This is a genomic window from Desulfovibrio sp. (genome assembly GCF_019422935.1).
Taxonomy (GTDB): domain Bacteria; phylum Desulfobacterota; class Desulfovibrionia; order Desulfovibrionales; family Desulfovibrionaceae; genus Desulfovibrio.
This window is the reverse complement of the sequence record NZ_JAHZCJ010000001.1, coordinates 69,992-94,280: the sequence shown is the minus strand read 5'-3', so window position 1 is coordinate 94,280 and position 24,289 is coordinate 69,992. Positions and strand designations below refer to the sequence as shown.

The 24,289-nt window shown below is 59.2% G+C and carries 21 protein-coding genes and 1 tRNA gene; 17 read left to right on the top strand and 5 right to left on the bottom strand.

Annotated features, from left to right (window positions below):
* Window positions 1-18 precede the first annotated feature (18 nt).
* From QZ383_RS00385 to QZ383_RS00335, 11 genes are all read left to right on the top strand, one after another.
* A complete protein-coding gene (locus tag QZ383_RS00385) occupies window positions 19-1,155 on the top strand; it encodes a KamA family radical SAM protein (protein WP_291442109.1) in 1,137 nt (378 codons plus the stop codon).
* Window positions 1,156-1,163: 8 nt separating this feature from the next.
* The gene (locus QZ383_RS00380; RefSeq protein ID WP_291442107.1) at window positions 1,164-1,880 is read left to right on the top strand and encodes an alpha/beta fold hydrolase; all 717 of its coding nucleotides are present in this window, start codon (window positions 1,164-1,166) and stop codon (window positions 1,878-1,880) included.
* Window positions 1,881-1,883: 3 nt separating this feature from the next.
* Window positions 1,884-2,642 (top strand): 4'-phosphopantetheinyl transferase superfamily protein, encoded by a 759-nt coding sequence (locus QZ383_RS00375; protein WP_291442105.1) that lies wholly within the window; start codon window positions 1,884-1,886, stop codon window positions 2,640-2,642.
* 280 nt (window positions 2,643-2,922) lie between these two features.
* The gene (locus tag QZ383_RS00370; RefSeq protein ID WP_291442103.1) at window positions 2,923-4,056 is read left to right on the top strand and encodes an ABC transporter substrate binding protein; all 1,134 of its coding nucleotides are present in this window, start codon (window positions 2,923-2,925) and stop codon (window positions 4,054-4,056) included.
* Between the two features lie 40 nt (window positions 4,057-4,096).
* Window positions 4,097-4,720 (top strand): DUF697 domain-containing protein, encoded by a 624-nt coding sequence (locus QZ383_RS00365; protein ID WP_291442101.1) that lies wholly within the window; start codon window positions 4,097-4,099, stop codon window positions 4,718-4,720.
* A gap of 280 nt (window positions 4,721-5,000) precedes the next feature.
* On the top strand, window positions 5,001-6,683 hold the full coding sequence (locus tag QZ383_RS00360; RefSeq protein WP_291442100.1) for an ATP-binding cassette domain-containing protein: 1,683 nt from the start codon (window positions 5,001-5,003) through the stop codon (window positions 6,681-6,683).
* Window positions 6,680-7,171, top strand: coding sequence for a hypothetical protein (locus tag QZ383_RS00355; protein ID WP_291442098.1), 492 nt, complete (start codon window positions 6,680-6,682; stop codon window positions 7,169-7,171). The genes QZ383_RS00360 and QZ383_RS00355 overlap by 4 nt, the downstream gene beginning before the upstream one ends.
* Window positions 7,168-8,478, top strand: a complete 1,311-nt coding sequence (locus QZ383_RS00350; RefSeq protein WP_291442096.1) for an SPFH domain-containing protein — start codon at window positions 7,168-7,170, stop codon at window positions 8,476-8,478. Before QZ383_RS00355 ends, QZ383_RS00350 begins: the two co-directional genes overlap by 4 nt.
* 12 nt (window positions 8,479-8,490) lie before the next feature.
* Window positions 8,491-8,658 (top strand): hypothetical protein, encoded by a 168-nt coding sequence (locus QZ383_RS00345; RefSeq protein WP_291442094.1) that lies wholly within the window; start codon window positions 8,491-8,493, stop codon window positions 8,656-8,658.
* A 54-nt stretch (window positions 8,659-8,712) separates the two neighbouring features.
* On the top strand, window positions 8,713-9,858 hold the full coding sequence (locus QZ383_RS00340) for an ABC transporter substrate binding protein (protein WP_291442092.1): 1,146 nt from the start codon (window positions 8,713-8,715) through the stop codon (window positions 9,856-9,858).
* A 9-nt stretch (window positions 9,859-9,867) separates the two neighbouring features.
* Window positions 9,868-12,270, top strand: coding sequence for an MFS transporter (locus tag QZ383_RS00335; RefSeq protein WP_291442090.1), 2,403 nt, complete (start codon window positions 9,868-9,870; stop codon window positions 12,268-12,270).
* On the opposite strand, the gene QZ383_RS00330 is transcribed toward QZ383_RS00335, so the two are convergent.
* Window positions 12,251-13,120 (bottom strand): formyltransferase family protein, encoded by an 870-nt coding sequence (locus QZ383_RS00330; RefSeq protein WP_291442089.1) that lies wholly within the window; start codon window positions 13,118-13,120, stop codon window positions 12,251-12,253. The genes QZ383_RS00335 and QZ383_RS00330 overlap by 20 nt on opposite strands.
* Before the next feature lie 95 nt (window positions 13,121-13,215).
* Window positions 13,216-13,917: a M15 family metallopeptidase gene (locus tag QZ383_RS00325; protein WP_291442088.1), complete on the bottom strand. Its 702-nt coding sequence runs from the start codon at window positions 13,915-13,917 to the stop codon at window positions 13,216-13,218.
* Window positions 13,918-14,084: 167 nt separating this feature from the next.
* Here QZ383_RS00325 and selD point away from each other — a divergent pair, with 167 nt between their 5' ends.
* The 6 genes from selD to lon all read left to right on the top strand — a co-directional run bounded on the left by selD (window position 14,085) and on the right by lon (window position 21,541).
* Complete coding sequence (selD, locus tag QZ383_RS00320) at window positions 14,085-15,143, top strand: selenide, water dikinase SelD (protein WP_291442087.1); 1,059 nt, start codon at window positions 14,085-14,087, stop codon at window positions 15,141-15,143.
* 203 nt (window positions 15,144-15,346) lie between these two features.
* Window positions 15,347-15,430, top strand: a tRNA-Leu gene (locus QZ383_RS00315).
* A gap of 28 nt (window positions 15,431-15,458) precedes the next feature.
* Complete coding sequence (gene tig / locus QZ383_RS00310; RefSeq protein ID WP_291442085.1) at window positions 15,459-16,802, top strand: trigger factor; 1,344 nt, start codon at window positions 15,459-15,461, stop codon at window positions 16,800-16,802.
* A gap of 97 nt (window positions 16,803-16,899) precedes the next feature.
* Window positions 16,900-17,508: an ATP-dependent Clp endopeptidase proteolytic subunit ClpP gene (clpP, locus tag QZ383_RS00305; protein ID WP_192111300.1), complete on the top strand. Its 609-nt coding sequence runs from the start codon at window positions 16,900-16,902 to the stop codon at window positions 17,506-17,508.
* Between the two features lies 1 nt (window position 17,509).
* The gene (gene clpX, locus QZ383_RS00300) at window positions 17,510-18,802 is read left to right on the top strand and encodes an ATP-dependent Clp protease ATP-binding subunit ClpX (RefSeq protein WP_291442082.1); all 1,293 of its coding nucleotides are present in this window, start codon (window positions 17,510-17,512) and stop codon (window positions 18,800-18,802) included.
* Between the two features lie 300 nt (window positions 18,803-19,102).
* Window positions 19,103-21,541 (top strand): endopeptidase La, encoded by a 2,439-nt coding sequence (lon, locus tag QZ383_RS00295; RefSeq protein ID WP_291442081.1) that lies wholly within the window; start codon window positions 19,103-19,105, stop codon window positions 21,539-21,541.
* Between the two features lie 102 nt (window positions 21,542-21,643).
* On the opposite strand, the gene QZ383_RS00290 is transcribed toward lon, so the two are convergent.
* The 3 genes from QZ383_RS00290 to QZ383_RS00280 are packed head-to-tail and all read right to left on the bottom strand — an operon-like array spanning window position 21,644 to window position 24,287.
* The gene (locus QZ383_RS00290) at window positions 21,644-22,345 is read right to left on the bottom strand and encodes a hypothetical protein (protein WP_291442079.1); all 702 of its coding nucleotides are present in this window, start codon (window positions 22,343-22,345) and stop codon (window positions 21,644-21,646) included.
* Window positions 22,339-22,902 carry a bifunctional adenosylcobinamide kinase/adenosylcobinamide-phosphate guanylyltransferase gene (locus tag QZ383_RS00285; protein WP_291442077.1) on the bottom strand — a complete coding sequence of 188 codons (564 nt, stop codon included), beginning with the start codon at window positions 22,900-22,902 and terminating at the stop codon, window positions 22,339-22,341. The genes QZ383_RS00290 and QZ383_RS00285 overlap by 7 nt, the downstream gene beginning before the upstream one ends.
* A complete protein-coding gene (locus QZ383_RS00280) occupies window positions 22,902-24,287 on the bottom strand; it encodes a hypothetical protein (RefSeq protein ID WP_291442076.1) in 1,386 nt (461 codons plus the stop codon). Before QZ383_RS00280 ends, QZ383_RS00285 begins: the two co-directional genes overlap by 1 nt.
* Between the last annotated feature and the right edge of the window lie 2 nt (window positions 24,288-24,289).

Sequence of the window (24,289 nt, the reverse complement as noted above, 5' to 3'; positions counted from 1 at the left end):
CAAACCGAGGCCGGAATAATGGACGCTGAACCTTGCTGGAAATGCCTTGACTGGAAAAAGGAACTTGCAAAAAATGTCGTCACCATCGACCAGTTGAAGCAATACGCCACTTTCAGTCCACAAGAGGAAGCAACGCTTCGTGAAGTCGCCACGGTGCACCCGGTCAATATTCCCCGCTATTATCTGAGCCTTATAGATAGAAACGATCCCAATGATCCCATACGTCGCATGTGCTTTCCTGATGCGGAAGAACTGGTGGTTGCCGGATCCATGGGCGCGACAACTGCCGACCCCTATGGCGACGACAAGCACGACAAGGGCAATGGCGTACTGCATAAATACGACTGCACTGCACTTCTGGTTACAACAGAATGCTGCGCCATGCACTGCCGCCACTGCTTTCGCCGCCGCATTGTGGGGCACTCCAGCCAGCAGACCCTGCGCAATTTTGCCGGGGCGTTGCAATACATTGCCGACCATCCCAAGATCAACAACGTCATCCTTTCCGGCGGCGACCCCCTGACCCTGGCAACCCCGGTGCTGCAAAAAATGCTGGAGGGGCTGGCCGGGATCGACCATGTGGATTTTGTGCGCATAGGCACGCGCATTCCGGTCACCTACCCGCTGCGCATCTTTGACGACGGCCTCATAGATGCCCTTCGCGCTTTTGCCGAACGCAAGGCCCTGTACATTGCCACGCACTACAACCATGCGCGCGAGATCACGCCCACCTCGGCCGAGGCCATCAAGAGGCTGCGCCTGTGCGGGGCCATCATCAACAATCAGGCGGTGCTGCTGCGCGGCGTCAACGACAGTGCGGAAGATATTGTCGAGCTGATGAACCGCCTGCTTTCCATTGGGGTGAACCCGTATTATCTGTACCAGTGCATGCCGGTTTCGCGGGTGCGGCACCATTTTCAACTGCCGCTCAAGCAGGGCATTGCCATTGTGGACAAGGCCAAGGCCCAACTCAGCGGCTATGGCAAGCGCTTCAAGTACATAATCGGTCACGACATCGGCAAACTGGAAATCTGCGGCATCAGCGAGGGCAATATTGTTCTCAAGCAGATGCATGCCCGCATCGGGCACGAAGAACAGGCCTCGCGCATCATCATTCAAAAACTTGATGACGATGCCGGATGGGTTGAGCTGTAGGGCACCACATGCAACACACAGCTACGACACTTTTCTGCATTCCCCACGCCGGGGGCAATGCCGCCTTTTATGCGAAGTTCAACGATTTTTTTCCGTCATGGATCACCATAAGACCTCTGGAACTGCCAGGCAAAGGCCGCCGCTGCCGGGAGCGGCTGCTCACCAGCATGGAAAGCATGGGGCGCGACTTGCTGGAGCAGATCCGCTCCACCGCCCACACTGGCCCCTATGCCCTGTTTGGCCACAGCATGGGCGGCCTGCTGGCTTTTCTTTGCGCACGCTTCGCCTGCGATGCGGCACTGCCCTTGCCCACGGCCCTGTTCATTTCGTCCGCCACCACGCCAGGCCGGATGCGCACCGGGATTTCATGCCCTGTTGATCAGCTCCCCCAAGGCGCGCTGTGGGACTACGTGGCCCGCATGGGCGGTATTCCGCCCGAGATTGCGCAGTCGCAGGATTTCAGAAACTACCTTGAACCAGTGCTCCGCGCTGATTTTATGGCCATAGAAGGCTGGCAGCCCGCCCCCTACAGCCACTTGCCCTTGCCCATCCATACCACCATTGGCAGCCACGATCTCGTTACCGAGGCTGACGCCCTGCACTGGCAAACCCTGACAGATGCGCAATGCACGGTACGCACCTTCAGCGGCGGCCATTTTTACGTTCAGGATCACTGGCAGGAACTGGCAGATCACATGACGCACACACTCCAACCAGCGGGTTAGGCGGTGCTGGCGCAACATTTTTACAATTGGCGCGCGCCGTCCACCCCGGAAAAATCCATCCTGTGCGTTGGCCTGGAGCTTGAGAATATTGCGGACTGGCCCAGACAATGCACCACACACACCTCCCCGCAAGAGCAGCAGGAGGCCGGACGCTATGTGCATATAGAAGATGCAGCGCGGCATCTGGCAGGCCGGGCGCTGGCGCGGCGTCTGCTGTACGCCGCCTTTGGGCAGGACTGTGCCACGCAGGACAGCGCTGCCGTGTTTGCCCGCTCCCCTTACGGCAAGCCCTTTTGCCCGGGAGTATCCGCTGATTTTTCCATCAGCCATTCTGGCAGCATGGTATGGGTGGCCTTTTGCCGATGCGCGAGCGTGGGCATTGATGTGGAAAGAATGCGCCCCCTGCCCGATGCGGCGGAGCTGACCAGCCAGTTGCACCCGCAGGAGCAGAAAGACCTGCTGTCTCTGCCCCCGTCGGAACTGCAAACCGCCTTTTACCGCTGCTGGACGCGCAAGGAGGCCATAATCAAGGCTGTGGGCATGGGCCTGAGCATGCCCTTGCAAAGCTTTAGCGTACACACCGGGCCGCAAGAGAGCGGCTGGATAGCATCCTTCACTGCAAACGCTGTTCACGGCGCGACTGCAATGCTTGAGGTTGGCGGGCAGTGGACAAGCCGAGACATCAAAACATCAGACGGTTACCAGTGCAGCGTAGCGGCGCATAGCTCCTGTCTGGACGTCATTGTCCACCTTGCCTGTTGATTCCTGCAACCCGCCAAAAATCATGCAGAAACGCCGATGCGCGCCCCAAATTCATGTGGACGATACCGCTTTTCCTCTGGTATATTGAAACATGCGCGCATGGCTTTGCGCCCGTGTAAAAATCCGTGTGGCCCAACACCGCCAATAGCGCAGATTGCCATAAAAATGCTTGTCTGCTCCGCACGGATTTTGGAAAAAAATCCACTCCAGTTTTTGGTCAGAACCGCCGAGCGGCGGACACACTGCGTCACCAAGAACGCATCATAGGGTATTTTGTTCCATGAGCAGCCGCCTCGGATCGTTCTTCGCCACACTTGCCGCAGCGCTTTGCTGCGCGGTATCCCTGTGCGCAAACGTGCAGGCAGCCCCCCCGCGTGCGCCGATGGAACAGATGGCAGCGCCTGCCCCGGCGTCCTCCCAGCCCAAACCCTCGCGCCCCAAGGTCGCGGCCTATTTTGAAGCCGGGCCGTACTGGGAATTTACCCTGCTGCAAAAAGAAATCATCAAGGCCCTGCGGCAACGCGGGGTTGCCGACCGCATCACCCTGCCGGACGAACTGTACATCAGCCCTGGCTGGGATGCGTCTGAGAGCGTTTACCGCGCTGAGGCCCGCAAGCTGATGCAAAATCCGGATATCGACGTCATCATCAGCATGGGAACAGAGGCCACCAAGGCCCTGCTGGCTGAAAACAACGGCAAAACGCCCATCATGAGCGTTGACGTTGCCGATCCCGCAGGCGCTGGCATTGTGGATCGCGCCACCGGCAAAGGCGCCGCCAACCTGACCATCCGCTACACCAAGGACAAATGGTTCAAGGTCTTTGCCCTGTTTCATGAGGCGCTGCCCTTCCTTCGCCTTGGCATCATGTATCACGACAGCCCCGAGGGCCTTTCATACTCCAACGTGAGGGAAGCGCGCGAAGTTGCGCGCGAGCGCGGCTTTACCCTTGTGGAGTACCCCTTTTTGGACAAGGCGGAGAGCATAGAATCGTGCACCAAGGGCGTGGACAGACTGTTGGCAGCTGGCGTGGATGCCTTTTACATTTCTGCCCTCAACTGCTTTGACTGGACGCAGGCCAACCCGCAGGCCATCTTTAACACGCTCAATGCCCACCATATCAAGACCTTTGCGCGCGATGGCAGCGTACATGTGCGCAGGGGCGCGCTGATGGGGCTTTCGACCCTTGATTATGTTCCTCTTGGCAAATTTTATGCTGACCATATTGCCGCCCAACTTGGCCTGCTGCCGCCCAATACCCAACTTGAAACCGCGGCCTACACGCCCAAGATCGCGCTGAATCTGGTGACTGCCCAAAAGATGGGCATGGATCTGCCGCTGATTCTGCTCATTTCGGCAGACGAGCTCTTTGACGTCACACTGGCGGGCGTTGATAAAACGGCCGTTGCCCAATAGATTTCCCGTAACCCTGAAACCGGTCACAACGAGGTTGCACATGACAAAAGATACGTTGGAAAACAAGGTCGACGGCGTGGAAGATCAGATAGCCTGCCAGGCCGAAACCGCTGCTGAAACGGAAACGTGCGAACGCGCCTGCCCCTCGGAAGAAGTGGTGGACACCATCATCCGCAAGCGCGTGTACGGCGCTATCGGCATTGGTTTTGTGCCGGTGCCCCTTGTAGATTTTCTGGGCCTCTCTGCCCTCCAGATTGAGCTTATCCACGCGCTGGCCCAGGCCCACGGCGTTGAATTCAAGAAAGAACGCGTCAAATCCATTATTTCTTCGCTCTGCGGCGGTTTTTTGACCACGGCAAGCGTGCCCCTGGCTGCCTCGCTGCTGAAAAGCATTCCGGTCATTGGCTTCACTGCGGGCGCGGCAACCATCAGCATCATGGGCGGCGCCAGCACCTATGCCCTGGGCTGGGTTTTTGACCGCCACTTCAGAAAGGGCGGCAACCTGATTGATTTCAATGCCGAAGAAGCCAAGACCTACTTCAAGGAAAAGGTTGAAGAAGGCAAAACCTTCGTCGGCAAGATCAAGAACAAGATGAAAAAAGAAACCAAGGACGAAGCCGCCGCTGAAGCCCCCGCCAAAGAAGCGGGCACAGACGCGGCCTAGTATCGGCGATCTCTGACGGTTTCGGGAATCGGAACCTTCCGTATGGGCCGGGCAACTGGCCCTTACGGAAGTGTTGGCTGTGACGCCCGCCGTATCCAGCCGCACACTTGCCGAGGTTGCCCCCAGAGCATAACTGCCGCCCTTGCTAGGGCCGTGGCTGCCGCTGCGGCAGCGTTGACTGTTGATTTACCAGAGCCCCTGCACTGCAATGGGGCGCATACAAGACCGCCGGGCATGCTGTAGTGCGCGGCGCACCTGAACACCGGGGCCACAAAACCACATGCTGCAACTGAAAGAATCGCTTTTTCTGAAACTTCTGTGGGAACAGGCCGGCGAGGAAGGCAAAAAAATTGCCGCCGCGTGCCTCGGTTCAGGCATCATGCAGGGGCTTGCCGTTTTTTCGGTGCTTCAGGGCTTGCAGCAGCTTTCTGAAGACGGGCTGGAATTCAGCACCTTTCTTGCTTTTCTGGTGAGCCTCGCCTCCTTTTATTTTCTCTTCCGCTACATAACGGGGCGCTCGGCGCAGATTGCCCTGCGCGGCATCATGGAATGGCGCATGCGCATTGCCGCCAAGCTGCGCGGCGTTTCCCTGCTGGAGTATGAAAAACTGGACAAAAACCGTATCCAGTCCGCCCTGCTTGACGGACGCGAAATGGTGGTTGAAGCGGCCCGTATGCTGGTGGCGGCCTCTGCCAACACGGTGATGGTGGCCCTCTCTTTTGCCAAGATGGCAACTGTGTCCATTCCCGGTACACTGGGCGTTTTTCTTTTTCTTGCCATGGGGTTCTGGATTTTTCTGCACCTTATCAACAAGGTGCATGCGCACATGGGGCCAGCCATGCAGGCCGACCAGCGCTTTTGCGCAGGCCTGCGCGACCTTTATGCCGGTCTGCAGCAGCTCAAGATGCACAAGCCCAAAACTACGGCGCTGTTTGGCGAGCAGATCATCCCCGATCTTTCTGTGGCATCAGAAGCCCGCGATGCCACCGAACACAGACACGCCCTTGGCATATCATTTTTTGCCATGTTCAATCTGCTGATTCTGGGGCTGATACTTTTTATCATGCCCAAAATTCTGAACCTCGAAACATCGGAAACTTCCTCGCTGCTGGTGCTCTGCATGTTCAGCCTGAGCCCGCTCATCAGCCTGATCACCTCGGTTCCCATGATGGCAAAGGTAGAAATGAGCCTGCAGGAACTTGCAGCTGTGGAATCGCAGATAGACGCAGTGACGGAACCCTTTGAATGCGCGGGCGTCAAGGCGCGCTGGCAGCAGGGCGACCCCATTGTGCCGTCTTTTGATTCCATAGCCCTGCGCGATGTGCGTTTTGACTACCATGACCGCAGCGGCATGCGGCTTTTTGGCATTGAAGTAGACAGCTTTGAACTGCGCAAGGGCGAACTGGTGTTTATTCGCGGCGGCAACGGGTCGGGCAAGTCCACCTTCATGAAGGTGCTGGCCGGGCTGTACGCGCCCGAGAGCGGAGAAATGTTCCTGAACAACGTCATGCTTTCAGACGTCAACATGGAATCCTACCGCAACCTCTTCACCATTGTGCCTACAGACTATCACCTTTTTTCCCGCCCCCTCGGCCTGAACATCACCCCGGCCCAGCTCACGGACGTGCTGCGCACCCTGCACATGGAAACCAAGGTGAGCCTGCTCGAAGACGGCACATTCTCCACGCTTGATCTCTCCGCCGGGCAGCGCAAACGTCTTGCCCTGGCCTGTGCGCTGCTTGAAAAGCGCCACATCTACCTATTTGACGAGGTGGCCGCGGATTTCGACCCTGTTTTCCGCCGCTACTTTTATGAGGAACTGCTGCCCGACATCATCCGCCAGGGCGGCACAATCCTGGCCATATCGCATGACGACCGCTACTTCCACGTGGCCGACAGGGTGCTGACCATGCGCGAAGGCGGCTTTGTGGAAGAACCTTTTGGCGAAGGGGCGCAGGTATGAGCAGCCATTTTCTGCGGCTTGCCCTCCTTCTGACGGCCCTGCTGTGCCTGTATACAGAGCAGGAGACCGAGGCAAAAGACCTTACGGGCAATTCCAACATCCAGTTTGTACGCGAACTGTACAACAATGTGCGCGACACCATGCCCTCTGAAGTGAATGCTGTGGAAAACACGCAAACCATTCAGAACAGGCTGAAATGTTACGAAGAAAACCACGATTATGGGCAGCGCATTCAGATTTGCAACAACAAATACGTCAAGAGCCTTGTGCGCCACGCTCGCAAGGGAATCCATTCACGCCCCAATCTTGGCGAATTTGTGCTCAATGTTGATATGTGCCCCATTCTTTACAATATCTGCATGGGCCAGACGGAAGACGACAAAGAACGCTGCATTCTGTTTGAAAGGCAGTGCATAGACTATACGCTTGATATGTTCTGGCGCGGCTCCGCGCAATATACACAGCAAACCTACCGGTTGGACCAATGAAAAGCGTCTGTGCAAATATACGGGAAATGTTGCGCCGCAATCGCCTGCGGTTGATAATCACGGGTGCTGTCGCAACACTGCTGCTCATCTTTCTCTGGCCGAGCATCGTCATTTCCATCAAGCCCGGTGAGCTCGGCGTTCTGTATGCGCGTTTTCGCGGCGGCACACAGTTGCAGCACACCTACGAGGAAGGCATACATTTCATCCAGCCGTGGAACATCATGTACATCTATGATGTGCGCGTGCAGGAAGAAACCCAGAACATTGATGTGCTGACCGTGGACGGCCTGACCATCAACGTGCAGATTTCACTGCGCTTTCAGATCATCCGCGACCGCCTGCCCAACCTGCATCAGGAAATCGGGCCTAACTACCGCGACAAGGTCGTCATTCCCATCATGAATTCCGCCGTGCGGCAAACCATCGGCAGCTACCGGCCAGACGACCTTTACTCCACAGCGCGGCAGGAACTGCAAGACCAGATGCTGGTGGACGCGGTGGAAGAAATGGGGCGCATCCCCGTACTTATTCAGGGTTTTGTGGTCAAAAGCATCACCCTGCCCGAAGTGCTGCGCGAGGCCATTGAACGCAAGCTCATAGCGGAGCAGGACTACCTGCGCTACAAGTACATTCTGCTTGAAGCCCAGCAGGAAGCCCGCCGCAAGACCATTGAAGGCGAAGGCATCAAGGCCTACCAGACGCTTGTCAACGAGAACATGACGCAGAACTTCCTGCGCTACGAAGGCATTCAGGCCACCAAGGAGCTTGCGGGTTCGTCCAACGCCAAGGTGGTTGTGATCGGCGGCAAGGATGGTCTGCCTGTTATTCTCAATGCAGATTCACCCACTGGCGCTGCCGCGCCCGATGCGGCAAACTCCGGCAAAACAGCCAATCAGGGGGCGGCCCCCAAGGCTCCCGCTCAGGGAAGCCAGCAGACGCCTGCCAAACCGGATATGTCGGGAACAGATGCGGAAAGCCCGGACCAGAAGCGGCCCGATGGCGTACGGCCTGGCCAAGTTCAGCCAGGGCAGATGCGGCCCGAACCCGGCAAAACGCCCCCGTTCCGCCCCAATTCACATTCCGGCCTGCGCCCTCAAATCCAGCACGAATCCCAATCCGGGGCGCAGTATGCGCCGAAGTACGGGGCACGTAACGACGCCGCAAGGCAGGATTCTGCCGCGGCTGCCGAAGCCCAAGCGCCCGCCGGGGCTGGCTGGATCGCCCCCGGAGAAAATGTATCGGATTACATCCAGAGGTTGAATAAAACACTGCTGCAACCGCACCGTGGCGGCGCTGTAAGGCAATAAGGGAGGCCCGCTGTGCTATTGTTCGCTCTCATACTGGGCATGAGCCTGCTGATCGGGCTTTTGGGCATCAATTCCCGGCTGGGATTCTGGGGCAACTTTTTTGCCAGTGTTCTGCTGACTCCCCTGGTGGGGCTGCTGCTTGTCATCGCCTCAAGCCCCAAAAAACCCACGGGATGCTAGGCTGCATACGGATACAGTTCTGATGAACACACTCTTTCACGCGGCGCAGTAGACATGCTTTTTCCAATTACAGCCAACGGCCCATGCCTTTTGCTGCGCCCGCAGCAAAATCAGGGGCACCGCCCCCATGCAGCCGCATTTTTGCAGCGCCTGACCTCGCTGATTCTTGCCATACTCTTTCTGGGCGGGCTGATTCTAGCCTCCTGCCCTCCCGCCTGGGCCAATCCGCCTGTAAAACGCATCGGCTATCTTGAGGCCGGGCCGTTCTGGCTGTTTGACAATACATGGAGCGCCTTTCGCGACGGTATGGGCAAGTATGACGACATCCGTTGCGAATACCCTGCTGACGCACGCTTCAGCCCCGGCTGGGAACCAGCGCAGATGCGCCGCCTGCCTGAAATGGCAAAACAGCTTTTGCAACGCAAGGATCTTGACCTTGTGGTGGGCATGGGCACGGCGGCGGTCAAGGCCTTGCTGGCTGTCAACGATGGCCGTTTGCCCATCCTGGGCATGGGCATGGCTGACCCTGTGGCTGCCGGGGTTGTCAAAAGCGCGCAGGATTCAGGCGTGGACAACTTTACCTGCCGGGTGGAAGTTGACCGCTGGTCCTCCATGTTCCGCGTTTTTTACGATGTGGTGCGCTTTCACAAAATGGGCATCATGTTCCAGAACAGTCAGGAAGGCCGCGTCTACGCGGCACTTGGCGATGCTCAGGCCATTGCCTCGGAGCTGGGATTTACCCTTGTGCTCTACGATGGCCTCTCCTCCGCCGAAAGTACGGAAGAATGCCGCAAGGGTCTGGACGACCTGCGCAAGCAGGGCATGGACGCCTTCTTTATCGGCCCGCTGAACTGCTTTGATATCGGCGGCGAAGGCATGGCCCCGCTGCTGCAAAAGCTGAATCAGTGGAAGATTCCCACCTTTGCGCGTGACGGGTCGGAATATGTCAAAGCCGGAGCGCTCATGGGCTTTTCCACCTGGAATTTCGGCCCCAGCGGCATAGCTCTTGCCGGGCAGGCTCACGCCATACTCAGCGGCACGCAGCCGCGCACCCTGCCCATGCTTGACCAGTCCGAGCCTTCCATTGCCCTGAACCTTGCCACCGCCAAGGCCATCGGCTTTGATTTTCCCTTTGACGTGCTGGTAACGGCGGACGAACTGCACGAAACCATCAGCCAGCCGCACCCCGGTACCCCCTAAGGATTTCCCGTGCTTATCCGCGCCACGCGCAAACTGCGCATCAATGCCCTGCTGCTCGGGCTTGGAGTTCTGCTGGTTACTCTGGGCTTCAACGTGCTGCTCTCTGTTTCCACGCTGAATACGCTGGCAACCGACATGGTGCTTTCCGGCTATCGCAGCGGTGCTGAACGTCTGGCCCGCGATATTGAACGCGGCATGCGCTTTGGCAAACCGCTGGCTTCGTTCGCCGGGATGGACGAAATGCTGGCGGAATTGGGACAGAGCGCGGCGGGCATCAAACGTGTGGCCATTATTGATGCCAGGGGTTCCACGCTCTACGTGCAGCCAGCCCAAGGCCCAGCAACGGAAGGTACATTGCCTGTCGGTCCAGCCCCGCAGACCAGCGAGGGCAAAGACGGCCCGCAAGGCGCAATCAAAACCGCCGATGGCTACCGCCTGAGCATACCCCTGAGCAACAAAACGCCTGTAGGACACCTGCTGGTGGACATTGACGGCAAGCCCATCAATGCGGCTACAGAAGATTTCCTGCGTCTGTCATCCCTGCTGCTGGCAGCGGCCTGCCTTGTGGCGGGGCTGATTCTGGCCGGGCGTCTTGGTCTGCTGACCGGGCAACGCGCGGTGGGCACAAGCCTTTCAGGCATGACCAGAATGCTGCTCATCATCATTGGCACATCGCAGTTGCTCTACGCCTGTGGCACACTGGTGCTGTTCGATACCTTCGTCAAACAGGCCGTTCGCACCAAGGCCGACATCCTCGCCGAAGGTACCGGGCGCGATTTTGAATACCTCATTCACAAAGGCGTAGATATCGCGAGTCTGCGCGGCAAGGATCAGGCGCTTGAGCAGTTGCTTGCAGCCAACAGCGAGCTTGCGGGCGCACAACTGCTGACCCCGGAAGGCAAGGTGGTAGCCTATGCCGGGCACGTGCCCGACCCCGCGCTCACGGTTGAAAAATCACTGAGCACCTACTGGCCCAGCCGCTTCCGCCAAAAGCAGGAGGTGCTGCGTCTGCAACTGGCAGTGCAGCCTCAGGCCATCACAGCCCGTATATCGGCGCTGGCTCTTGACCTAGGAGCCTCGCTGCTCATCAGCTTTTTGCTGTTGCTGGAACTCTCAAAACTGCTGGGCCTTATTGCGCAACGCAACCTGCCGCCGGATGCTGCGGCGAACGCCCTTGGAGGCAGCCACCACTCCCTAGCCGTGCAGGCCTTGCGGGCAGCGGGCTTTGTGTTCTTTTTGGGCTACGACATGGGTATATCGTTCATTCCCCTGCTGGCCCGCCAGTTGTACGAACCGTTCATGGGCCTGAGCCGCGATGTGGCCATTGGCCTGCCCATTTCGGCAGAGATGGTCAGCGCGGGCTTTGCCCTGCTGTTTTCCGGCGGATTTTCATTGCGCTACGGCTGGCGAAAGGTCTTTGCCGCAGGCACTCTGGCTGCGGCGGTGGGACTGATGATGGGCGGCATGGCCAACAGCCTGCACCTGCTTATTCTGGGGCGCGTTGCCACAGGCTTCGGCTTTGGCCTTGTGCTCATGGCCGGACAGATCGGCACCCTGGGCAAGGCCAATGCCGGGGCGGGGCTCACCAGCGTGTTCGCTGGCATTTTTTCCGGCAGCATCTGCGGCTCCGCAGCGGGAGCCATGCTGGCGGATCATGTCTCGTTTCAGGCGGTGCTGGCGACCGGCTCCTGCACCATATTGCTGGCCCTGTTCACCGTGATGCTTGGCAAGGAACCCGCAGAGGCCGCAGCAAGCAGTTCCGGCAACGTGAGCGGGCAGGGGGCTGGCGCGCAGACCGCCGTGCAGGGGCACATGTTTTCAGGTTGCATGCAATTGCTGCAAGACCCGCGCATGCACATGATACTCTGGCTGGTGGGCATACCCGCCGCCATGTGTCTGACCGGATTTTTGCACTATCTGCTGCCCCTGAGGCTGGCAAACGCTCATGTGGATCAGTCGGATATCGGCCGTATATTCATGCTTTACGGCCTGTGTTTTATCACGGCGGGGCCATTGCTTGGCAAATGGATAGATCGCAGAAAAGACAAATCCCTGTTCCTGACGCTCACGGGCCTGCTCTCCGGCATTACGCTGCTCATTGCGGCAACGGCCACAACTATGGCCGGGGCCGCCGCTGCGGTCATCTCCCTTGGTCTGGCCCAGTGTCTGGCTGCCCCGGCGTCCATGATCTGCGTTCTCACGCTTGCTTCGGCGCAAACCCTGGGGCGCGAAAAGACAGCCTCAATTTATCGGGGCCTGGAGCGCATGGGGCAGGTGGCGGGGCCTGTGGTGTTTGGCATTGCCGTAACCGTCGTGACTCCAGCCAGTGCGCTGCTGCTCATGGGCGGCATCGTCTGCGCCCTTTCCTTGCTGTTCCACCTGATGTGGCGGCTCAGGACTCCAAAGAACTAACCAGCGCCCACAGCTCGGGCATGGCGGGATCTGTCAGGCCACCGGGCAGAAACCACGACAGAACTTCATGATAATCTTCGGGCAGGACGATATGCCCGCCCTTCTGGATAAAGCTGCGGAATTCGTCTTCGGTAGGATAGCTGAAGTATTTTCGCCCTTCGCTGCTCTGCACATGGGTTGTCAGCTCGCGCCCCGCCTCCAGGTCCGGCAGGTGCCGCAACAGGGCGTCGATACCCGCAAAATAGGTATGCACAAAGTTCCACAGCAGGGAGCGGTCATAGTTGATGGGCCACCAGCCGATCTCCACTATGGGGCCGGTATCCAGCCCTGCGTCAAGGTGGAAAAGCGTACAGCCAGAGTGCTCATTGCCATGCTCCATGGCCCGAAAAGGGCTGCACAGGCCTTGCAGGTCAGGCAGCGCGCCGGGATGCATGCCATAGGTGCCAAGCCGGGGCATATCGATAACTTCAGTGGGAATAACGTAGTCGTAACGGCAGGAGATGACGACGTCCGGCGCAAGGTCGCGCATGGCTTGCCGGGAGGCGGGCGACCGCATGGGGCCCCACATCTCCATATCAATGCCATAACGCTTTTTCAGGCCCGCATAGGTCTGACACTGCGCCGCATTACCCTCAGGAAAGCGGGCCTCCAGCCAGGGCAGAATGTGCTCAAGCACCATATTCCGCTCATGGGCCACAAGGCTTGCCGCATAGGCATTGCTGCACTCCGCGTCCAGCACGTAATCTGAAAGAACCACAAAAACATCGTGCCTGGGGGCAATGGCTGCCAGCAGTCTGTTAAGGGCGACACATCCTGCAAGATCCTTCTTGGCGCAAACGACAACTTTCACGGCACATCCTTTCGTGGAACATTGCCCAGCATGCTACGCCGCAAGGTTCTGCATGAAAAGAAGAAATCTACCGTAGTTATGCGCGGCACCTCATTTTATTCCACAGGGAAATTGAAATAGGTATCCGTGTAAGGCTCGTTTTTAAGCGTGTAGTGCCACCACTCTTCTTCATAACGCTTGAACCCGGCATTCTCCATAAAGCCCAGAAGCACCGCCCGGTTGGCCTCCTGCTGCGGGCTCAGCCCCTTGGCCCCGTGGTGTGAGGCGGCACCAAAAAAGTCAAAGGGGGTGCCCATGTCCGCCTCTTTGCCGCTTAGCCTGTCAACGAGGGTGAGGTCCACCGTGCTGCCGCGCGAATGCCCGGAGCGCGTGGCAACATAGCCCAGCTCAAAGACCCGCGCCTTGTCCACCTGCGGATAAAAAATCGCCTTCATGCGCGTGTCGGCGGCGTTCATGCCCCAGCGCACAAAATGATCCACTGCCGATTGCGGGCGGTAGGCGTCATAAATTTTCAGGGTATAACCCTTCTCTTCAGCCGCCGCTGCGGCCTTGCACAGAGCATTCGCCGCTGGCTCGGTTAAAATTGCCTGGGGTGCAAGATATCCATTAATGCGCTCTCCCACAAAGTTGTAGGAAGAAAAATAGCGTATTTCCTGAATAATATTCTGGCATTGGTCGCTTACATGCACAAAACCATCGTGCATGACCGCCTGCGCTTGCAAGGGGAACAGCATCCCCAAGGCCAGCACCAACATCTGCAAAAAAAGAAGCGGATCGCATTTACGGCGCGCAATCATGGTCGTCTCCTTAATTTTTTCAACACCCTGCGCTGACGGCAAAACCCAGTACACCAGTTCGGCATTGCACATTATAATGGTTCGGCCGTCAATATACCACATTTTGACCTTTTACCATCAAGAAGGCATAGTTGGTGGATGAACACAAAAATACCAGGGAGCGCAGCATGAAATTGCTGGAAAAAGCCCGCGCGGCCGGTTGAGCCGCCAAGCTGGCTCCAGGGGCCCTGGAGCGACTTTTACGCGGTCTGCCGTCTGATACGCGCCCTGACCTTGAGGCCAGGGTTCTGGCTGGTCGCGCCCGGAACGAGGATGCCGTTGTGCTGACCGTTCCCCCTGGCTGCGCCCTGGTGCAGACCGTGGATATTCTTGCGCCCATTGTCAACGATGCCTTTGCCTTTGGCCGCATCGCCGCCGCCAACGCGCTTTCGGATGTCTACGCCATGGGCGGCCAGCCGTGGAGTGCCATGAACGTGGCCTTTTTCCCGCAGGCCCTGGCAGAGGACGACCCGCAGCACATACTGGAAAACATCCTGCGCGGCGGCCTTGATGCCATGAACGAAGCCGGGGCCGTGCTGGCTGGCGGTCACACGGTGCAGGACGAGGAACTCAAGTACGGCCTTGCGGTCACGGGCATCATCGATCCCTCCCACATGGCCCGCAACGATGGCCTGAAACCGGGCCAGACCCTGCTGCTGACCAAACCGCTGGGCACGGGGGTGCTCGCCACGGCGGTCAAGGCCCGCTGGGATGGAGCCGAAGAAAGCGAGGCAGAGGTCACACGCTGGTGCTCCCGCCTCAACAGCGTTGCCGGGGGCGTTGTGCGCGACCTCAAAATAGCCGCCGCCACAGACATAACAGGCTTTGGACTTGGCGGGCACGCGCTTGAAATGGCCCTTGCCTCGGGCGTTACCGTGGTACTGCATGCCGAGGCCCTGCCCCTCATGCCGCGCGCCCTTGAATACGCGCGCGACGGGCTTATCCCCGCAGGCAGCCACCTGAACAGAAAATACTGGACCTGCTCCACCCGAGTGGAAGACGGCGTGGACGAAGCGCTCACAAGCCTCGCCTTTGACGCGCAGACCTCCGGCGGATTGCTGCTGGCCGTGCCGCCTGCACTGGTGCCGCAGGCCCGCGAAATGCTGCTGGCAGGGGGCGATCTGGCCTGCGAAGTGGGCGAAGTTGTTGCACCAAGGCCTGACGGAGCAGCCCTGGTGCTGCGCTAGCAAAGAACAGGCACCGCCCGCACCGCACCGGAATGGTGATTTCGGCCAGTTTTTTTAAAAAAATTGCTTGCCGTACCGCCATTGCGACTTATTTATGACGGAGATTTTCGGTTAACGCCCTCCCGCCCGGCACAGCCCACGGCAACAGGCGCGCCGCTCATGGCTTGCAGCCCACCGGCAAGTGTGCTATGGAAACACGCTTTGCGAGAGTGGCGGAATTGGTAGACGCACTGGACTTAGAATCCAGCACCATTGGTATGGGGGTTCAAGTCCCCCCTCTCGCACCATCTACCTCACCAAGAAAAGGAGTCCCTCGTGGAATATAGCGCAGAAGACATTTCGCCGGTCAGAAAAAAGGTCGTCATCACCACCGAAGCCCAGGAAGTGGAAGCAGCCATCATGGGCGCCGTGGCGCTGTACAAAACATCGGTGCAGCTGGACGGTTTCCGCAAGGGCAAGGTTCCGGCGTCGGTCATCGAACAGCGCTTCCGCGACAAGATTTATGAAGAAGCCCGCCAGGATCTGATCAACGTCCACATCAACGACGTGATGCAGAAGCTCGACGTTTCGCCCCTTGCTGGCGTTGACGTGGACGCCAAGGGCACCTTTGAACGCGGTCAGGGCTACGAATACAGCGTCGAATTTGAAGTGCTGCCCTCCTTCACCCTTCCTCCCTATGAAGGTATGGAAGTGGAGCAGGAAAAAGTGGTCGTGGACGAAAAGGAAGTGCAGGAAGTTATTGACCGCATCCGCCGTGACCGTGGCGAGCTTGTGCCCGTTGAAGGCGCTGGCCCCGCTGTGGACGGTCAGGTTGCCACCATCGACTTTGCCGCCTTTGAAAACGGCGAACCCCTGGAAGGCGTGAAGGCCGAAAGCTTTGACCTCGCCCTTGGCGAGCGTCAGGCTCTTGAAGATTTTGAAGCCCTGGTGAAGACCATCCGCTACGGCGAAGAAGGCGAAGGCCAGATCACCTTCCCCGAAGATTTTCTTGCCAAGGATCTGGCAGGCAAAACCGTCACCATGAAGGTGCGCGTGCACGCCATCAAGGAGCGCAAGCTTCCTGAGCTGAACGACGACCTCGCCAAGACCGTTGGCCTTGAAAGCGTGGAGAAGCTGCGCGAAGCCATCACCGGCAGCTACACCCAGAGCCGCGCCAACCTCAACAAGAGCGCCGCGCAGAAGACCCTGCTTGACCGCCTGCTGAAGATGGTTGAATTTGAACTGCCCCCCAGCCTTGTGGACACCCAGGTGCGCACCCTGCTGGGCGACATGGCCGCCCGCTTTGAACGTCAGGGCCGCAGCCTTGATTCTCTTGGCAAGAGCATGGACGAACTGCGCGCCGAAGTGCAGCCCCAGGCTGACGAGCTGGCCCGCTCGCAGGTTCTGCTGCTTTCCATCGCCAAGAAAGAAGCACTTGACGTTACCGACAATGAGGTCAACACTCAGATTTACCAGATGAGCATGCGCACTGGCGAAGATTTCAAGACCCTGCGCGAAAGCTATGAACGCTCGGGCATGATCTTTGTGCTGCGTGACCGCATGCTGGCCGACAAGGCCATGGATCTGATCTACGCCAAGTCCAAGGTGACCGAAGTGGAGCCCAAGGCGCCAGCCGAGGGCGACGCCGCGCCGGGCGCACCCGCCAGCGCTCAGGACTAACTGAAGTATAAGGGAGGCGGCCTTAAGGCCGCCTTTTGGTTTTATTTTGCGGCAACACCGCACCTAACCGGCCCACACGCCGTGCCAAGAGGCTCATATGTCGCTTGTCCCCATGGTTATTGAAACCACAGGCCGCTCCGAGCGGGCCTATGACATCTATTCGCGTCTGCTCAAGGACCGCATCGTTTTGCTTGGCTCCGAGGTCAACGATACCGTTGCTTCCCTCATCTGCGCCCAGCTGCTCTTCCTTGAATCGCAAGACCCCGAAAAAGAAATCTATCTCTACATAAATTCCCCCGGCGGCTCTGTTACCGCCGGGCTTGCCATTTATGACACCATGCGCTTTATCTCTTCGCCAGTGGCGACTGTGTGCATGGGCCGCGCCGCCAGCATGGGCGCATTCTTGCTGGCCGCTGGCAAGCCTGGCATGCGTTTTGCTTTGCCCAACAGTCAGATCATGATTCACCAGCCCTCGGGCGGTTTTCAGGGTCAGGCCACGGATATTGAAATCCACGCGCGCGAGGTGCTGCGCCTCAAGGAACGCCTCAACCGCATGCTGGCCGACAACACGGGCCGTCCCTACAAGGATATTGTCAAAGCTACCGAACGCGATAACTTTTTGACTCCTGAGGAAGCCAAGGAACTCGGCATCATTGACCGCGTGCTTGTATCGCGCAATGAAATGGCTCAGGAAAAGAGCGAGTAATATGGCCAAGAACGATAAACCTACGGTGAGCGAACCCCTGCGCTGCTCCTTTTGCGGGCGCACCGAGCTTGAGGTTCGCAATCTCATCGTGCAGGACGGCGCGAGCATTTGCGACAAATGCATCAAGGCCTGCAACGAAATTATCGCCCGCGACCAGATGGAAAGCCCCCAGAGCGAAGAACGCCTTCTTTCGCCCCAGGAAATCAAGGATCGCCTTGACCAGTATGTCATCGGACAGAACGAGGCCAAGAAAATCCTTTCTGTAGCGGTGCACAACCACTACAAGCGCGTGTTTTACGCCAGCGCTCTCGGCGACGAGGTGGAGCTTGAAAAAAGCAATATCCTCCTGGTAGGCCCCTCGGGCAGCGGTAAAACCCTGCTTGCCAAAACTTTGGCCCGCGTACTGCGCGTGCCCTTTGCCATTGCTGACGCCACGACCCTCACGGAAGCTGGCTATGTGGGCGAAGATGTGGAAAACATCCTGGTGCAGCTGCTCCAGAATGCGGACTACGATCTGGAAGCCGCCAGCAAGGGCATCATCTATATTGACGAAATCGACAAGATTTCCCGCAAGGGCGACGGCCCCTCCATCACGCGCGACGTCTCCGGCGAAGGCGTGCAGCAGGCCCTGCTCAAGATCATCGAAGGCACCGAGGCCAATATTCCTCCCAAGGGCGGGCGCAAGCACCCCCAGCAGGAATTTATCCGCATGAACACGAGCAACATCCTGTTCATCGTGGGCGGCGCTTTTGTGGGCCTGGACAAGATCGTGGGCGGCCGCATGAGCGGCGGCTCCATGGGTTTTGGCGCCAAGGTGCGCGCCAGCAAGGAAATGCCCCTTGGCGAACTGCTCGACAGGGTGCATCCGCAGGATCTGGTGAAGTTCGGCCTTATCCCCGAATTTGTGGGCCGTATCCCCATCATCACCCATGTGGACGAGCTGGACGAACCCGATCTGGTGCGCATTCTCACCGAACCCAAGAACGCCCTGGTGCGCCAGTACCAGAAGCTCTTTGAACTTGAGAATGTTGACCTGCGCTTTACGCCCAATGCGCTCAAGGCCATTGCCGCCAAGGCCATTGAGCGCAAAACGGGGGCGCGCGGCCTCCGCAACGTGATGGAACGCACCATGCTCGACATCATGTTCAAGCTGCCCTCCCTGCCCAATGTGCGCGAATGCCTGATCAATCAGGCTGTTATCGACAAGGGCAAGGAACCGGTGCTGCTGTTTGGCGACAAGGCAGAAAACGCCGATACGTCCAAGGCCCAGGCCGGGGGCGACAAGGCCTCTTAGCCAGCCGCCTGAATTGCGCGCGTTCTGCCATGCAGCAGGCACGTAAAGGGGTACCGCCAATGGTTTGACCCCGCAGGTTAAAGCTGGCGCGTTGGCAACATTAGTGTTGCGGCGCACCGTGCGGGTTTTCCTCAAATCCGCGCTGTGGAATAGATTGCAAGGCGACCCTTACGCTCTTCGGCCAGCCAGCCGCAGGGCAACAGCAAACACCCCGCCTGACGCAGGCATTTCACGGCAAAAAAGCTCTAAGTTCCGCCGGGCGGCGCAGGCCGTCGTCCGGCTTTTTTTCAGGGGAGAATTATGACAGACGAAATGCGCGGCTCTGACGCTTATATTGAACTGCCCATCATGCCTTTGCGCGAGGTGGTCATGTTCCCCCGCTCCATCATGCCGCTCTTTGTGGGGCGCGAGGCCTCCATCAAGGCCATCGAAGCCGCACAGGCCACCTACAGCAAGCAGATATTTCTTGTGGCCCAGCGCGAGCCGGAGCTGGAAAAGCCCGATGCTCAGGATCTTTCGCCTGTAGGCGTGGTCAGCAAGGTGCTTCAGATGCTGCGCCTGCCCGACGGCACCATCAAGGTGCTGTTTGAAGGCGTATATCGCGCCACTTGGGAAAACCTGCACGAAGACGAGCAGTGCGCCATGGTGGGCGTGCGCCGCCGCGCCGAAAAGCAGAGCCGCCCCGAAGAGCGCGAGGCTCTGGTGCGCGCCGTGCACGAGGCGCTTGAAGAATACGGCAAGAACAACAAAAAGATTTCGCAGGAGGCTGTGCTCTCCATTCTTGCCTTGCAGGAAATCGGCCCTCTGGCCGATGCCATCATTCCGCACCTCAAGGTTGATTACCGCAAAAAGCAGGAAGCCCTTGAGATCGACGACGCCACCCTGCGCCTGGAGCTTGCCTATGAGCTTTTGCAGGGCGAGGTGGCCCTTGCCACGGTTGAAAAGCGCATCAAGAACCGCGTCAAGGTGCAGATGGAGCGCAACCAGCGCGAATATTACCTCAATGAGCAGATCAAGGCCATCAACAAGGAAATGGGGCGCGATGACGACCCCCAGGCCGAAGTTGACGAAATAGAGCAAAAGCTCAAGACCCGCGACATGCCGGAAGAAGCGCGCGAAAAGGCGCTCTCCGAAGCCAGAAAGCTGCGCAGCATGCCGCCCTCTGCGGCGGAATACACGGTTGTGCGCAACTATGTGGACTGGATTCTGGATCTGCCCTGGAACGACCTCAAGCAGATAGACATCAACCTTGAAAAGGCGCGCGCAATTCTGGACGGCGACCACTTTGGCCTTGAAAAACCCAAGGAACGCATTCTGGAATACCTCGCCGTGCAGAAGCTTTCCCAGGGGCTCAAAGGCCCCATCCTCTGCTTTGTCGGCCCCCCCGGCGTGGGTAAAACCTCGCTTGCCAAGTCCGTGGCCCGCGCCACAGGGCGCGATTTTGTGCGCCTCTCCCTTGGCGGCGTGCGCGACGAGGCCGAAATCCGGGGGCACCGCCGCACCTATGTGGGCGCGCTGCCGGGCAAGATCATCCAGTCCCTCAAGCGGGTGAAGTTCAACAATCCCCTCTTCTGCCTGGACGAAGTGGACAAGATGACCTCCGACTACCGTGGCGACCCCGCCTCGGCCCTGCTGGAAGTGCTTGACCCGGAACAGAACAATACCTTCATGGATCACTACCTTGATCTGGAGTATGATCTTTCCAAGGTCTTCTTTATCACCACGGCCAACTCGCTGCACTCCATCCCAGTGCCGCTGCTTGACCGCATGGAGATCATCGAGCTCAACAGCTACCTCGAGACGGAAAAACGCCACATCGCCCGCCGCTTCCTGCTGCCCCGCCAGCTGGAGGAGCACGGCCTCAAGGAAGGCAACATCCGCGTGTCGGACAACGCCATTCTCGAGGTCATCCGCTCCTACACGCGCGAGGCCGGGGTGCGCAACCTTGAGCGCGAAATTGCCGCCCTGTGCCGCAAGACCGCCATCAAGCTTGTGGAAGACGACGACACCGAAAAGTGCGTCAACATCTCGCGCCAGAGCCTGCCCTCCATGCTGGGCGTAAAAAAATATCGCCATGATGAACGCGAAAGCGAACCTCAGGTGGGCGTGTGCGCTGGCCTTGCCTACAATCAGCGCGGCGGCGAAATTCTGCTGGTGGAAACCAGCCTCATGGCTGGCTCCGGTCATGTGGTGACCACGGGCCAGCTGGGCGAGGTCATGACGGAATCTGCCAAGGCGGCCCTTTCGTATGTGCGTTCACGGGCCGAAGTGCTGGGCCTTGATCCCCGCTTCCACCGCAAGATAGATATCCACGTGCATGTGCCTGCTGGCGCAACGCCCAAGGACGGCCCCTCGGCGGGCATCACCCTGGCGACGTCCATCACCTCCGCCCTGCTCGGCATTCCCGTGCGCAACGATGTAGCCATGACCGGCGAAATCTCCTTGCGCGGCAGGGTGCTGCCCATCGGCGGCCTGCGCGAAAAGCTGCTGGCAGCGCGCCGCAGCGGCATCAAAAAAGTGATCATGCCCCGCGATAATGAAAAAGACCTCAAGGAAGTGCCGGACGAAGTGCTGCGCGACCTGGAGATCGTTTTTGTTGACCATGTGGATGAAGTTCTGCCCCAGGCCCTTGCCGCCACGGCGGAAGAAATCTTCTCCGGCCGGGCCACGGCCCTGCCCATCAGCCGCATTCTGCGGCCCGAAAAGCACGATGACGACAAGAGTCAGCCTGCGCAGTAGCCGCACGGCGACAGTGATAAAAAATCAGCGATAAAAAAGGGAGCCAAATGGCTCCCTTTTTTATTCCTTGCTGGTGCTTGGTGCGCCAGTCAGCAGAATCTGCTACGGCTCCACAGCGCGGCTTTCCGCCGCCACCTTGCGAAGCAGGGATTCCATATTGGCTACGGAGGTCAGGCGCATCTCGCCGTTAGCGGATGTCACCCGGCCCGTCACGTCATAGGATTCGCCGTTGCCGCCGTCATGCACCACAAAGGGCACAAGCCAGCCATCCCCATCGCGCCGGGCCTGCCCAACGTTTTTGATTTCCTTGCGCCCGGTGGAGGCATCGGCAAACAGCGGGGCAAGCAGCCCCTGCGCGGTATTGCCCGAGGGTTTGCGGCCAGCAAATGCGCCGGAAGAAATGCCATTGAGCACAAAGGCCCGGGTTTCGTTCAGCAGCAGGGAGCGCACGTTGCCCTCCTTGGACGCTGCCTGCGTAAAGAGCAAGGCAACCATGGGCGGCAGATCCTTTGCCGCCTCCGGATCCTGCGCGCGGCGCACAAAAAGATTCAGCGCCTGCTCAAGAATGGCGTCCACATCCACCTGCCGCTCAAAAGCGGCCACGTCAGATTTGTCCACAGCGCCGCCAGCTTCCAGAATGCACTGGCGCGGATCATTTGCCGCAAAGGAAAAACCGGACTGTACCACAACCGCCGCCCACAGCAGGGCAGCTACGAAATAATAAGGCACACGAGCCAAGCCCCTGCAGCCCGCGTCTTTTACACCCGCTTCCACACTGGCGGTCCGCCCAACAAAATTCAGCATATTTCCTCCGGCAACTGGCCCTTGAGCACAAGGGGCAGACCGCAGCTTACAAAAAGTACCGTGCCGCACACGCGGGCCAGCGCCTGATTGGCAAGGCCCAGCGTATCCTGAAAACGACGTCCGAGGCTCGACATGGCAACCATGCCAAGGCCAGCCTCCACGCTCACCAGCGCCAGCGGCAGGGGATAGTCCTCAATGCTGGCGGCCAGAGCCTCCACGCGGTCAAGAATATCCCTTTCCGTCATGTCCGCAGCCATAAGATTGGCTACCCACAGGCTCACGCAGTCAAACAGCACAACCCCCGGCCCCTTGCCGTCGGGCTGCGCCGCAGACATCAGCGATGCCAGAGCGCCAGCCGGGTCAAGCGGCTCTTCAAGGCAATGCCAGCCCTGACCGCGTTCCTGCTTGTGCCGGGCAATACGCGCCGCCATTTCTTCATCGTCCGCGCGGCCCGTGGCCAGATATAGCCGCTGCGGGGCTTGCGCCTCGGCCCAGCGCTGTGCCAGACCGCTTTTGCCGCTGCGTGTGCCGCCAACAAAAAGAACTGCTGCGCCCATTACTGCTGACCGCCCACGCGGGGGGCAGGCGCACGTTCTGTGCCGCCAAGCGAGTTTTCTGCAGGCAGCGCGGGGGCCGCATGCCCCTGCGGCGGGGTCAGCTGCGGGGAGGTCTGCACATGCCCGGCGTTTTGTGCGGCATTAGGGGCCACATTTGGCACGGCATTGCCTGCACCATTAGGAATCGCGCCCGGTGCGGGGCTTTGCGGCTGGAACGGCGTACCTGTTCCCGCCTGTGCGCTGCGCCGCGCCAGATCGCGCAACACGCCAGCCGAGGCCTGCACCGAGGCAAGGGCCTGAGCGTCCGCGCGCAGGCGGCGGTCAACCCACTGGGCCACAAACAGCAGGGAATCATCGTCCAGCGTCTGCCCGCCGTTCTGGCGTATGGCTGCAACAAGGGTGCGCTGCAAGGCGGCGCGTTCCTCAAGCGCACGGCGGTACCGGGCGCTCAGGCCGTCCACCCGCAGTTGCGCTGTGGATATCTGCGCTTCGGGAGCATTATTCTCCCGCAGCTGGTCTACCGCAAACACGGCTTCGGCCATCTGGGCGTTAATTTCCACTACCCCTTGCGCGGATTTGTCCTGCTCGCGCAGGCGGGCGTCAAGGTTGGGTACAGAGGCCACGCCCTCAAGCGCGCCAGCCAGAATTACAAGACGCCCTGCCAGCGCCATGTGCAACTGGCGTATTTGCTCAGGCGTAAAGCCCTTGGAGGCCGCATCGCGGTTAATGGCATCCAGAAAGCGGTCCGCATAGAGGGTGTACAGGCCGCGCAGCATGGTGGGATGAAAGGCGTAGCGCAGCAGGGCTTCACGACCGCCCTTGCCATCGGCAACATTGGCAAACTTTGCGCCATAGCGCTGATTGAGCGCCTGCACACTAACGTTCAGTGTGCCGCTCTGCGGGCCGGGCTTGAACCGGGCCACAACAAAGGCCGCCAGATCTTCCACAAATTCCATGCGGATGTGGCTGTCTTCCGTCACCTTCTGGGGTATCTGCGACCCGTTCTGCTGCGGGTACAACCCGGCGGACGTTGAGCCATCTACAGGCGCGCCCACGCTGCCCTGCACTGTTTGCCCGGCCAGAGTGCCGGGGGAGGTGGGCGGGCTGACAACAGAAATGGGCGGGGGCGGGGGCGCATCGCGCAGCACATCACCCACACCGGCCAGCGGTGTGCCGCTGGTGGCGTTGTTTATGATGTCGGCGGCTTTGTCCTTCCACTGGTCGCGGGTTGATTTATCGCGTGTAAGCCAGTAGGTCGCGCCGCCAAGGGCCAAAACCGCCAGCAGCGCAAGCACCACGGCCTTGCGCGCACCCGCGCGAGCGGGGCTGGGCTTGGGCATGTTCACTATGTCCGGCACGTCCAGAGGCTTTTTTTCCAATTTCATAA

Coding starts and splice junctions, on each gene's coding strand:
- QZ383_RS00340 (WP_291442092.1), top strand. CDS start 8,713: ATGCTTTTTCCAATTACAGCCAACGGCCCATGCCTTTTGCTGCGCCCG.
- clpP (WP_192111300.1), top strand. CDS start 16,900: ATGTCGCTTGTCCCCATGGTTATTGAAACCACAGGCCGCTCCGAGCGG.
- QZ383_RS00380 (WP_291442107.1), top strand. CDS start 1,164: ATGCAACACACAGCTACGACACTTTTCTGCATTCCCCACGCCGGGGGC.
- QZ383_RS00285 (WP_291442077.1), bottom strand. CDS start 22,902: ATGGGCGCAGCAGTTCTTTTTGTTGGCGGCACACGCAGCGGCAAAAGC.
- QZ383_RS00385 (WP_291442109.1), top strand. CDS start 19: ATGGACGCTGAACCTTGCTGGAAATGCCTTGACTGGAAAAAGGAACTT.
- lon (WP_291442081.1), top strand. CDS start 19,103: ATGACAGACGAAATGCGCGGCTCTGACGCTTATATTGAACTGCCCATC.
- clpX (WP_291442082.1), top strand. CDS start 17,510: ATGGCCAAGAACGATAAACCTACGGTGAGCGAACCCCTGCGCTGCTCC.
- QZ383_RS00365 (WP_291442101.1), top strand. CDS start 4,097: ATGACAAAAGATACGTTGGAAAACAAGGTCGACGGCGTGGAAGATCAG.
- QZ383_RS00360 (WP_291442100.1), top strand. CDS start 5,001: ATGCTGCAACTGAAAGAATCGCTTTTTCTGAAACTTCTGTGGGAACAG.
- QZ383_RS00325 (WP_291442088.1), bottom strand. CDS start 13,917: ATGATTGCGCGCCGTAAATGCGATCCGCTTCTTTTTTTGCAGATGTTG.
- QZ383_RS00290 (WP_291442079.1), bottom strand. CDS start 22,345: ATGCTGAATTTTGTTGGGCGGACCGCCAGTGTGGAAGCGGGTGTAAAA.
- QZ383_RS00350 (WP_291442096.1), top strand. CDS start 7,168: ATGAAAAGCGTCTGTGCAAATATACGGGAAATGTTGCGCCGCAATCGC.
- QZ383_RS00355 (WP_291442098.1), top strand. CDS start 6,680: ATGAGCAGCCATTTTCTGCGGCTTGCCCTCCTTCTGACGGCCCTGCTG.
- QZ383_RS00280 (WP_291442076.1), bottom strand. CDS start 24,287: ATGAAATTGGAAAAAAAGCCTCTGGACGTGCCGGACATAGTGAACATG.
- QZ383_RS00370 (WP_291442103.1), top strand. CDS start 2,923: ATGAGCAGCCGCCTCGGATCGTTCTTCGCCACACTTGCCGCAGCGCTT.